Here is a 12,188-nt window from a genome sequence, read left to right as displayed (position 1 = left end):
TGCTGAAGATTTCCTCATGGAATAAAATTTATTATTATTATTTCCGGACCATCAGAAAATTCTGATGGTCCTTATTTGGCTATCGTTATGTATTAAGCCTTGCGGGCTGCATCTGTGCTAGATGGAACGTCAGATATTCTCTGTCCTCGTTCCATAATGATCATGTGGTCTGCAACATCAAAGAATCGGTCATCATGACTGACTACAACAACCGCTTTTCCCTTGCTTTTAAGCTCAGGCAATATCTCGTAATAGAAGATTTTTTTAAATTCAGGATCCTGATCGGCAGCCCATTCATCAAAGACGTAAATTTGCTTATCTTCAAGGAAAGAGACTAGCAAAGCCAACCGCTTTCTTTGCCCATCAGACAAACTAATGGTAGAAAAACAGCCATCTGAAAAACTCACAACATGATCAAGTTTCAGTGTCTTTAAATACTTTTCAACCTCTTCAGGAGCAGCATTTTTAGTGGTACCCAATAGGCGATCAAACAGATAAAAGTCAGTATAGATAGCTGTCACTTCATTTCGAAAGCTGCTTACCCAATCTCCGTCAACCAGCTGATTACCCATGAAAATTTCACCGGAATCAGCTAGGTAGTGTGAAGAAATCAATTTAGCTAACGTTGATTTACCCGACCCGTTGCCACCAACAACAAAAGTTATTTCACCTTTATTAATCTCAAAATCCAAGGGTCCAATGGAGAAGTTTTTGGTTTCGTTTCCTTCTTTTGCAGTGTACTGGTAGGTAATTGCATTGAAGCGCAATGTCTGCCAACTAGGCAACGGTTTTACTTCAGGGGAAATATTTTCAAGTGGCATTTCATCGAACAGTTTTTCAGCTTTGGTCAAAGACACGTTTGCCGTATTTAATTCAGGTATTGCCATCATGACAACGCTGATAGGACCAGTAATATACAAAAGTACCATTATAGAAGCGAATACTTCAGCTTGACTCACTGAATTAAAATTGAGGAATATAAACGCCATAAACCCGATGATAAAGAAACTCATCATGTCACCGTAATTAGTTGCACAGCGAACAAAGGTAACCACAACTTTATTTAACCCGCGATATTCTTTTTCTACCTTTATCAATGTGTTTTCAAAGTAATCTTCACGTTTAGCATGACATAACTTGAGTTCTTTCACCCCATGGGTATTACCACGAATTCCCTCAAGCAACTCGTCAACTTTATCGCGAGTTCTAACTATAAATTTAATACCAAGTAAAATAGGGATCATAAAAGTTATGCTGCCGAATAGAATTGCGCCGCAAATAAACACGAAAATCTCTGTATTGACATACAATAGATAGCCCATCATACCAATGATGGTAACGATACTAATTAATAGCTCAGGCAGCATCATTGAACCCGCTACAATGGCTTTAACGTCAGAAGTAAACGAAGCCAACAAACGTGAAGAACCCACATTTTCAAGGTTGGATAAACGAGACTTAAAAATAACATTATAGTACTTCAGACGTAGTGCTGATGCAGTATCAATAGCAACATGTAACAAAGTTAATTGTGATAAAGTACGGGTGGCTAGTATTACCAAACAGGACACTAAAAACACCAGGCCAAATTTGGCATTACTCAATTCAAATCCCATAAAGTAGCTTGGTGTTTGCTGTGCTACCTCAAAACCTGTGTTATCCGTAAAACTGTTCAGTACAACAGGGATCAGGAATGCGTATCCAATTCCGGCCAAAGTACCTAACAGCAAAGAACAAAAGACCTTAAACGGTGCCGTGGCAATTAATATTCTAAAAATTTTCATTCTTATTTACCCCTAATCAGCCGTTTTGGGAACAACTAAATTCAACGTTTTCACTACTTCATTTTGTCCTGTAACCAGCAAGTGATAATCACCGTTGGCAAAAGTTTCTATAGAATCATCGTAATGGTCGCTTACTAAATTGCCTGACTGCCCAGTAGAGTTTTGATAGAAATAGTCTTGCTTATTGTCAGAAAACTGGATGATTTGTCTATAACTTGAACCGACCATTTGGTAATAGCCCTTGCCTTGTTTGAAACTAAATTCCGACATATTGATGCTATTTGGTGATCCTCCCTTAGCTATTTCACGCTCAAATATAATATCCAAACCTTTGATTGAACTAAATGGACGATGAACAAAAAGCACATGGTGCACCGCCCCCCATGTCCAATCTGATATATCATCACCAAGCAGACCTTCTAGCTCTTCATAAGTTTCTTGCATTGCCTCAATTTGAATGTTTTCGCAACTTTCTTTTTCATTAGAACTTAAGCGGTCACACCAATTAACAGTTTCACTGTTTAGCAAATCGTTGATTTGCGTGATACTCATGTCATTAATAAAAGCCTGCTGAATTGATTTTAGGTTCTGCCTCCCCCAGTAATCTTCAAACTCATCGTTCAATAAAAGAGGTCGCAAATGACGCATCAAGGTAAAAAACACCGTAGTGCCAATACTTTCAGGCCCAGTACTACCATCCCAGTCACGCAAGATATTAAGCATTTGATTAACATGTTCATCTGAGGTTTTAAGGTTTATTAAGGTAGGTAATATAACCAGAACTTCTTCGTCAAACATATCCATTTGCATTGACTGTTGATCGGCAAGAGAAATCTTTTCTGATTTATCCAACTTAGCTTTAATCAAATTTTCAATTCTATTTGCCCGATGAGGACCAGCCCAATCACGGGATATAAAATGATCACCTCCATTAGACACAACTTTATTGTTTGCTGAGATGAGGTACCCTTGCGGTGGGTTAAAACTTTGTGGCATCTGATCGATTGGAATATAGCCTTGCCACGCATATTCCAGATCCCAACCTGGTACAGGAATACTACCCTGTCCTTTACCCCTAATTGGCACTCTTCCAGCGCCTAATTGACCAATATTTTGTTGAGCATCAACATAAAACATATTTACTACGGGCGTAATAAGCAAGTTCATAGCCTTATTGAAAGACACCCAATCATGCGCATAATTAAGTGCAAAAAAGGCTTCATATGAAGTGTCTTTTTCTTCGTTACCAGCCCAGCGCAATGATACTGGCTGTTTAAAAACATCAACCACATCAGAAATTATAGGGCCATATTCAGTTGACCTTACTTTAATTTTTAAAGGCTTCAGTGGTTCACGTAATATGGAAGGAAAATCAGCTTTAACGTTAATCGTTTCGATAGAAGTCTCAAAATCAATCCAGCTATCACCACGTCGATATTGATTATTATTTGCAAGGTTAATTTCTTCATAATACAAGTCCATGGTATCAGCCATCATGTTTGTACTACTCCAACCTATATTTGCATTTTTACCTTGCATGATTATAGGAAGACCTACCAAGCTTGCGCCAGTTACATCAAGTTTTTCGCCTTTTAGTGAAACCGTATACCAATACGATGGCAACTGTATAGCCAAATGAGGATCACTCGCTAAAGTAGCAAGGTCATTCTTGGTATGCTTACCTGAAAGTACCCATGCGTTGCTGCCAACATTCTTTCCACCAATGCCCCACTCATTTTGAAGCTGGGAGTTCAACGTATTTAATGCAGTCAGGCTATCTGTAGCTAATTTTGATGCATTAACTGTGGACTTAGTTTCTTGAACCTCCTCGTTAGTCATTAATAACTGTGCTTTTTCAGCACTAAGTAATTTGGAAATAACAAGGCGTTGAATATCTTTTTGAAAGTTACCAGCCAGTCCTAAACCGAACATTTTATACCAGGCTAGTGAATGAGATGGATGCCAGCGTTGAGGTTGAATACCCATTATAGAAAACTCAACAGGCAAGCTTTGAGCACTGTCTAACCAACTGTTGATCCCCGCAGAATATGCCTCCAAAGAATTTTGAGCCGGCCTTCCTAGTGAGTCCCAAGCCTCATTTGTATTTTTAGAAATACCCATGGTACGCATATAAATATCAAGATTAACCGCATCTTTACCAAAAATTTCACTAAGCGTTCCTGTAGCCATTCGACGCTGTAATTCCAATTGCCATAATCTGTCCTGAGCATGAATAACACCCATCGCAAAGAATGCATCATTATCATATTGAGCAATAATGTGTTTAACACCTTGAGCATCTGTCTCAATTTGAACAGGAGCCTGTATACCAGCAACTGATATATTTCCAGATATTGTAGGCTTTGTGTTTAATAAGTAAGAATATCCATTACCTAGTATAAAAATCACAGGGACAACAATCAGGCCGATGAATAAAAAAAGTATCGGTGAATTTTTATAAGCCAGTTTAAAAACTTCCATAGTATCAAAGCCTTAAATGTTATTTAAAATAGTTTAACTATCGTTTTGACAAACCAGAACTATCAAAATTACACCTTGATACCAGTCTGGTATTTTTATTATTTTGCCCACCCTTTCCCTAACGACTTTAAATAAAAGAGATTGGCAACAACAGCTTTTAGCTATCAACCTTATGCTGTAAAGGGATTACCTTTAAGGTTTTGCGATACAACTCGGTTGCTTTGCTCTTTGTTTTCTCCTGCTACAAGAACAACACCATATTTGTCGAGAGAAACCTTGCTGCCGTATTCATCAATAGAATCGGAATCTGGGTAAATTTTCACTGATGAAGGCACATAGCGGGCAGTAACCGCTAAGCGAGTTTGATTTTTAGTAATATTAGGCAAAGATGAGTGCATCAGCGTTGACCAAAATATGACAAATTGTCCTGCTTTCATTTCTAAAGAAACAGCTTTTGACTCATCAGGAATAAAGGCCTTGTCTTTTTGCAGATTGCGATAATCGTAACCAAAAAAACCTCGCTTAACACCATCCTTTTCCATACTATTAACTGTTTCTGGTGAATACTTCATTTCAAGTGTTTCATCGTATACCATTTCTTCATGTGTACCCGGTATGAAACGTAGGCAACCATTTTCTTCTGTAACATCTGTTAACGCAGTCCACACAGTAACTGCGCCACCAAAGTCACCTTCCATCGGCCAAACGACTTGTGGTTTTCCCGAGGCATGAGCAAAAGTGTCGGCCTGATGCCAATCAGTTCCTTCATCTCCAGGATATTTTGGAAACATTTCACTGCGCCAGCAAATTAAATCTGGACCTAGAATACTTGCTATTTTATCTGTAATTTCTGGACGAACTACATGTTGACTAAGCTCATCAACATCGAGGTGACGATCATAACCAGAAATAACACTAGTATTATCAAGATCATAAGCTGCATTTGTACGATCGAATAACGCAGCCCGTATTTTTTTATATTTAGTAAGAATTTCTTCCCTTTCATACAAATCAAAAGGACCTGCAAAACCCTTATCTCTGAATGACTTAAGTTCTTCAGAGGTTAAACTATACGAATTATTCATAATTATTATTTCAATCCATATTATTATTAGTTGAATATTAACTTACGTTATTGATAAAATTAGGCACTAGCCGAAGCTGACAAATATGAAGCTACCCATCCTTTTAACGTTGGGTTCTCCATTAATTTAGACGTTGGCACTTCAATATTTAGTGCATCTTCAATTTGAATTTGTAAATCAACAACTGTCAAAGAAGATGCTCCTATATCGAAGAAATCTTGCTCCTGTGAAATACCATCAAAAATTGGTTTTTCTTTAAAAATGCCTTTTATAACTTCATTTATTTTTATTTCACCCATTATTATTTCTCCTTATTACTGGTTTAATTACATTCTTATAGATTTATTGTGAAAAGCTTTTTTATCAATTTTTCCATTTTTACTGATGGGTAAATTTGAACTAAAATTAATTACATCGGGGATCATATAATTGGCTAATTTAGTAGAAAGAGAACTTTTCACTCCTCTAACAGTCCATTCAGTATCTTCACCCACTTGCAAATATGCAGTTAATAGTTGTTCACCAACACCATGTTCTTCTAATAAAACTATCGCATCATTGACATGTTCCAAAGTTAAAATACTACTTTGAATTATTTCTAATGAAACTCGATAACCTCGTATTTTTATTTGATTATCTTTTCTACCTACAAATTCAAATTCTTCGTCCAAATTTTTTCGTACTAAATCTCCGGTACGATAAAGTAAGCCTTTATCAATACTTGGTTCTTTGAAAAAATTTATACTTTTAGAATTTAAATAACCTATTGCAATACCAAGGCCAGACGTAACTAACTCACCGACTTCACCATCAGCAACTTTTTCTAAATTACCGTCAAGTAAATAGACTTGGGTTCCAGTAATAGCCCTACCGATTGGCACAACATCATTCGGTCTATTTAAAACAGTCATACGGTGGCAACACGTAAAAGTGGTATTTTCAGTAGGCCCATACCCATTTATTACAGTAATTTCTGGATATGCATCTAAAACCGTATTAATAAGTTTTGAAGAAAGAACATCTCCTCCTGCTAATAACGTTTTAATTGGAGAAAGAGCAGAGATATAACGGCTTGCAATAAGATGAAATAACGCAGCTGTCAGCCAGAGAATAGTGACGTTATTGTCTTTTATTTCACGGGAAAATAGCTTAGGGTCAAGAATTGAGCCTGAATAGAGTACTAAAGTTGCTCCTGTACATAGCGCCCCCCATATTTCAAAGGTTGAAGCATCAAAGGACAATGGTGCAAATTGAAAAATGTTATCTGTTGACTTAATTTCAATATAATTTGTATTTTTCACAAGACGAACAACGGCTCGATGAGGAATAACAACACCTTTTGGTTCACCTGTAGAGCCTGAAGTGAACATGACATAACATTTGTCATCCAATGCATTTTCACTCAAACAAGTTGACGTTAAATCAATGCCGTCGGATTGAGATAAGTCATCCATTAGAGTAATATCATTCAAATAGATAGCAGTCCGCTTATTATCAAGTAACTCACTACATTCGCCATTTGAAATAACTAACTTTACATTGGCTGTGTCTAAGTTTTTAATACTAGTGGATATAGGGGTATTATGATCAACAGGTAGATATGATGCACCACATTTTAAAATAGCCAGCATTGCTACAATCACTTCCAACGATCGAGTCATTGACAAGCCAATAACATCTCCTTGCTGCGCCCCACAAGACAATATATGTTTAGCAAAAATATTTGCCTTTATATTGAGTTGATCATAGCTTAGCTGTTTTTTTTCAAACTTAACCGCGGTATTATTTGGACTTATCTTTGATTGTTTTTCTACAAGTTCATGTACTAATAAAGCATCTTCACTTTTATACAACATTTGATAATTCCATACTTAAATAACTAGAAATATATTCTAAAGTTGTTGAGTTTTGGCGAATTAACCCATAATGGTCCCCTAAAGGATCTATATATAACTGTGAACCTTTGATTACTTTATGAATTTTAATGGCACTACTCTCATTGGTTTGCTGATCTTTTTCTCCACCAATAATCAATGTTTTCGTATTTATTGAACTCGCTAGTTTCTCAAAGTTGGTATCACGATATGATAAGTAATTAATTGCGTACCGATTAAAAAAATGTGGTTGTGAAAAGGGTAAATTTACGCCAGAAGGTATTTCTGACCTTGTAGGATTTTTTTTAGGCTGGAGCCGATTAAGAATAAATTCGGCTTTACTTCTATCAATCGCAGCAATTGGTAGTAAGTTATCAATATCTATTCCGTACTGAGTAACACAATCACGATCATTTAATAGGACAAATTCTCCATTAACGAGAATTAAATAACTGAACCTATTTGGATTTTGATTTGCAGCGGCTAGTGCAATCCCAGCGCCAGAACAATAACCAACTAATATAGTATCCTCAATATTTTTGTGATTTAGTACAACCATTAAGTCTTTAACATGATTTTCGACAGTGAGTTCACCGTCTATTACCTGTAGGGAAGAAGAATCGAGTATCAACCGACTTTCATAAGTAATAATATTAAATTGGTTATGAAAATAATCAAAGAATGAGTTAGCTACATCTAATTTAAGTCCAAATGGTAATATCAGACAAATCCAAGGAACATCCTCAGAATAAAAAGATATACGATAATCAAGAGAAATTTTATTATTTTTAACAGAAGAATATTTTGACAACTTAAATCCCTATAAGTATTAGATGAAGTTCTTATCCGTGAAGCCTTGGTTTATTACATTTTCTTAACACCTTATTTATATTATTCATTCATAAAAGAATGTCAACCAATAAAATATCTTAGAGTTTTATTTCTCATCACTTGCAGCGTAAATAGATGAATGAGCGAATTTATACATAAAAGTCACATTGACGTGGTAATCCCCCCATTTTTAATGGAGGCTATCTGTAGAATTTCCGTTGTTTAACTTTTCCAGTTTTTGTATGGGTGTTATGCCACCTATACCCATGTTAGGGCGTTCATTATTATAAGTCCATAACCAATCGGTTGCTTTATCTTGTAACTCACTAATATCACTGTAAATATAATGACTTAGCCAGTCATACCTAACCGTGCGATTAAACCGCTCTACATAAGCATTTTGTTGCGGGTTACCTGGTTGAATAAATCGTAATTCAATATTATTATTTAACGCCCACTCTGCTAATTTATGGCTAATATATTCAGGCCCATTGTCACACCTGATAGCTTTTGGCTTACCACGCCATTCTATAATTTGATTGAGTAAGCGGATAACACGCTCAGCGGGGAGTGATAAGTCAGCATCTATTGTGAGTCCTTCGCGATTGAAATCATCAATCACATTGAACAAGCGACACCCTCTGCCATCAGATAATTGGTCGTGCATGAAATCCATTGACCAACATTCGTTAATGGTCTCAGGGACAGCCAATGGTTCAGGCTTCTTCCTTGTTAGACGTTTTCTAGGCTTTATTCGCAGATTCAACTCAAGCTCACGGTAAATACGATAAACGCGCTTATGATTCCATGTGTAGCCTTTAACATTGCGTAAATATAAAAAACATAAACCGAATCCCCAATTACGCTGACATTGGCTTAAATCCAATAGCAACGCTGCAATTTTCTCATTTTCATCAGACAGTTTTGGCGTATAGCGATAGCATGTTTCACTTATCATGAAAGTACGACAGGCTAAGGCAATACTCATTTTATTTGTGCTAACGACTTCATGAGCCAAGACTTTGCGCTCAGAAGCCTTTACCATTTTTTTGCCATTGCCTCCTGAATGACCTCAGATTTTAGCCGCTCTTCAGCATACATTTTCTTTAAACGGCGATTTTCATCTTCAAGCTCTTTCATTCGTGTCATTAAAGACGCATCCATGCCGCCGTATTTTGCGCGCCATTTATAAAAGGTTGAGTTGCCCATACCATGTTCACGGCATAGCTCAGGAATAGGCACGCCGCTTTCTGCTTGTTTTAAAATGGCGAGGATCTGACTGTCTGTAAAATGTGCTTTTTTCATAATTTTCCCCTGTGTTTACAATAAGAGAAAACTCTACGTTTGGCATCTATTATTTTTCGGGGGGGATTACCAAAGCACTTATTAAATAAGCCATTATCACTGTTAAACTTAAATTACGCGCATGAAAATGACTGCATAATTGCAGTTTTAATTTTTATTGAGTTGTTTAAGCGTTATGCGAGTAGCTTTTCGCAGTTACTTATATTCGCTCGCCGTTTTCGGTTTAAGTTTTCACAGTAACTCACTTGTGAAGTGGGCCTCCCTACTGCACCGTGAAATACGCGTGTAAATTGTGTGGTGAGTTTTAACCAGTTTTCGGGGGAGATATTTACTCTTTCGAGTAAGGGTAAGCGTGTACTTTCAATATACCCGCGTTTATCTTCTCGCATACAACGCCCTGTTAACTCAACAAGTTCAAGATACGATTTAAGCTCAAACGGGAATCCTTTTGGCATTATTTGACGTGGCATGCCTGCAAAGCGAAGGAGCTGTTTTGGGTGTTTGTTTGCATCTGTTATGCGTTGTTTGATGCTGGTATGCTCTGACTCCTCAGGGGTGTTGCCATTTTAGCTTTAATAGGGTTTAAATCTACATAGGCCATACAAGCCGCAAGTGCAGCTTCATCTAATAATGTTTGAGACGTAAAGCGCTCCTCCCCACAAAGTTGTATGGAACAACTTTGAACGCCTTAGGCGGCCCAAAGGGTGAGCGCCATGGATGGCTGCGAATAAAAGCGGCCAGTACAGTTATCTTCTTTATTTGCTCTGCGCGCAATGTCTTCATTTAATAACCTCATAAACCAGCTAATACTTGATAAGCGCTCTCGGTATTCCTTTACTGTTTGATTAAAAAAGATAAGTTCAGCTTTACTTAGCTTTTCACCTTGTACATATTTCTGCGTTAACAATGTGCCTTTATAGAGTTTATGCCAGCGAATAACAATCGCTTTATCATTCAGCCTGTTTGCTTTTTTATCATCAACATACAGTACTAAGTGAGTGTGATTACTCATCACTGCATAAGCGCATACATCAATACAAAATACCTTAGCTAATTCAAGCAGCTTATCTTCAACCCAACCTCTACGATGCTCATAAGATTGACCGGCGAAATGGTCTTCGCCACATAAAAAAGCACGGCGAACACAACGTGAAATACAGTGATAATATTTTGTATCAACCAAACTTACTTGACGCTTTCTTGCGATTGCCATGTAACCCCCCTACTTGTTTTTTGAACTAAATAAAGCCTAGTACTTCGTTCCATAAAGTCCAATAATTAGAGTGGGTGATGAGATGGACGCTCCCCAAAACGGCGTCAATGCGCCAAACTGGTTATAACTCACACTCAGTTAAAGAGAACGTCCACCATGAAAATTAGCACATTATCAATTGATTTGGCAAAAAATGTATTCCAAGTCGCTGGCTTTAATTCTAACCATAAAAGGGAGTGCAATAAACGCTTAAACAGACCTAAACTCAACGCCTTCATGGCAAATACACCACCGAGCCGCGTCGTGATGGAAATCTGCTATTCTTCCCACTACTGGTGGAGAGTATTTATGTAGTGGTACAGTGATTTTGGCCACCCATTAAGAAAGAAATGTTATGCTAATAAGCATACAAATTTGGGTGAAAAAATGACGAAATTAAAACGCGCAACATATTCAGCGGCAATTAAATTAGAAACGGCTCAGCTTGTAGTAGACCAAGGTTATACGCAAGAAGACGCAGCAAAAGCTATGGGGGTGGGTAAATCAACCGTAAGTAAGTGGGTTACTCAATTAAAGCTAGAACGCAATGGTCAGTCACCATCAGCGTCACCAATGACGCCCGAACAAATTGAAATCCGCGAACTTAAAAAACAAATCCAACGCATTGAATTAGAAAAGGATATATTAAAAAAGGCTACCGCTCTCTTGATGTCCGACTCCCTGAACAATTCTCGTTAATCGAGAAGTTAAATCAACGAGAGCGTTATCCAATTAGTCTGCTGTGTAGCGTATTCAATGTGCATCGCAGCAGCTATAAGTACTGGGCCATACGGGATACAGCGCCGACACCTGAGCAAGCAAGATTAGAGGCTGAAGTAAAAGCAATACATGCGATGAGTGGTGGTTCAGCAGGGGCACGGACAATCGCAGCGATAGCAACGAACAATGATTTTGAATTGAGCCGTTATCGTGCAGCTAAGCTAATGGTTAAATTAAAGCTCGAAAGCTGCCAAGTACCTCAACATTCATATAAACGTGGTGGTAATGAACACCTTGAAATCCCAAACCTGCTTGATAGACAGTTTGATGTTGTTGAGCCGGATACCGTGTGGTGCGGTGATGTGACGTATATTTGGACAGGCAATCGCTGGGCTTATTTAGCCGTGGTTATTGATTTATTTGCACGCAAAGTGGTTGGCTGGGCAATGTCGTTGTCACCAGATACTAATTTAACGCTAAAAGCGCTTGAACTCGCATATGAAAGCAGAGGGAAACCGACAGGACTCATGTTCCATTCAGACCAAGGTAGCCATTATACAAGTTTAAAATATCGCCAACGTTTATGGCGCTATAAAATCACACAAAGTATGAGTAGACGTGGAAATTGTTGGGATAATGCGCCAATGGAGCGGTTTTTTAGAAGCTTTAAGACGGAATGGATGCCAAAGATTGGATATGGAAACTTTATAGACGCTAAATATAGCGTAAGTGATTACATAAATGGATATTACAACAATGTTAGGCCGCATCATTATAATGCCGGTTTAGCGCCAAATGAATCTGAGGTTAGATATCAAGATTCTAAAACTGTGGCCAAAATTAGTTGACCACTACA

The 12,188-nt window shown here is 37.7% G+C and carries 8 protein-coding genes and 1 pseudogene; 1 reads left to right on the top strand and 8 read right to left on the bottom strand.

What is annotated here, in order from left to right:
* Positions 1-92: 92 nt before the first annotated feature.
* From LOS73_RS06955 to LOS73_RS06920, 8 genes and pseudogenes are all read right to left on the bottom strand, one after another.
* Positions 93-1,784: a cyclic peptide export ABC transporter gene (locus LOS73_RS06955; protein WP_008138112.1), complete on the bottom strand. Its 1,692-nt coding sequence runs from the start codon at positions 1,782-1,784 to the stop codon at positions 93-95.
* A 12-nt stretch (positions 1,785-1,796) separates the two neighbouring features.
* The gene (locus tag LOS73_RS06950) at positions 1,797-4,265 is read right to left on the bottom strand and encodes a penicillin acylase family protein (protein WP_457934727.1); all 2,469 of its coding nucleotides are present in this window, start codon (positions 4,263-4,265) and stop codon (positions 1,797-1,799) included.
* 170 nt (positions 4,266-4,435) lie between these two features.
* Positions 4,436-5,350, bottom strand: coding sequence for a chlorinating enzyme (locus LOS73_RS06945; protein ID WP_008138108.1), 915 nt, complete (start codon positions 5,348-5,350; stop codon positions 4,436-4,438).
* Between the two features lie 59 nt (positions 5,351-5,409).
* A complete protein-coding gene (locus LOS73_RS06940) occupies positions 5,410-5,649 on the bottom strand; it encodes an acyl carrier protein (protein WP_008138106.1) in 240 nt (79 codons plus the stop codon).
* Positions 5,650-5,676: 27 nt separating this feature from the next.
* On the bottom strand, positions 5,677-7,206 hold the full coding sequence (locus LOS73_RS06935) for an amino acid adenylation domain-containing protein (protein ID WP_457934726.1): 1,530 nt from the start codon (positions 7,204-7,206) through the stop codon (positions 5,677-5,679).
* Positions 7,196-8,035, bottom strand: a complete 840-nt coding sequence (locus tag LOS73_RS06930; RefSeq protein ID WP_008138103.1) for an alpha/beta fold hydrolase — start codon at positions 8,033-8,035, stop codon at positions 7,196-7,198. The genes LOS73_RS06935 and LOS73_RS06930 overlap by 11 nt, the downstream gene beginning before the upstream one ends.
* A gap of 210 nt (positions 8,036-8,245) precedes the next feature.
* Positions 8,246-9,360, bottom strand: a protein-coding gene (locus LOS73_RS06925) for an IS3 family transposase (RefSeq protein ID WP_457934725.1) whose coding sequence is annotated in 2 segments (ribosomal slippage) — positions 8,246-9,099 and positions 9,099-9,360 — 1,116 coding nt in all. Because the reading frame shifts where the segments join, the coding sequence is not laid out codon by codon here.
* A gap of 173 nt (positions 9,361-9,533) precedes the next feature.
* Positions 9,534-10,573, bottom strand: a pseudogene (locus LOS73_RS06920) (transposase).
* 426 nt (positions 10,574-10,999) lie between these two features.
* On the opposite strand from LOS73_RS06920, the gene LOS73_RS06915 reads away from it, so the two are divergent.
* A protein-coding gene (locus LOS73_RS06915; RefSeq protein WP_096794087.1) for an IS3 family transposase occupies positions 11,000-12,180 on the top strand; the annotation gives its coding sequence in 2 pieces (ribosomal slippage) (positions 11,000-11,258 and positions 11,258-12,180; 1,182 coding nt in all).
* The last annotated feature ends 8 nt before the right edge of the window (positions 12,181-12,188 follow it).

This window comes from Pseudoalteromonas sp. SCSIO 43210, assembly GCF_054133285.1.
The sequence above is the reverse complement of the archived record's forward strand: the minus strand, read 5'-3'. Positions and strand labels throughout refer to the sequence as shown.

Bases quoted from the DNA above. Each gene is read 5' to 3' on its own strand.
- LOS73_RS06935 (WP_457934726.1), bottom strand. From the start codon at position 7,206: ATGTTGTATAAAAGTGAAGATGCTTTATTAGTACATGAACTTGTAGAA.
- LOS73_RS06940 (WP_008138106.1), bottom strand. From the start codon at position 5,649: ATGGGTGAAATAAAAATAAATGAAGTTATAAAAGGCATTTTTAAAGAA.
- LOS73_RS06945 (WP_008138108.1), bottom strand. From the start codon at position 5,350: ATGAATAATTCGTATAGTTTAACCTCTGAAGAACTTAAGTCATTCAGA.
- LOS73_RS06955 (WP_008138112.1), bottom strand. From the start codon at position 1,784: ATGAAAATTTTTAGAATATTAATTGCCACGGCACCGTTTAAGGTCTTT.
- LOS73_RS06950 (WP_457934727.1), bottom strand. From the start codon at position 4,265: ATGGAAGTTTTTAAACTGGCTTATAAAAATTCACCGATACTTTTTTTA.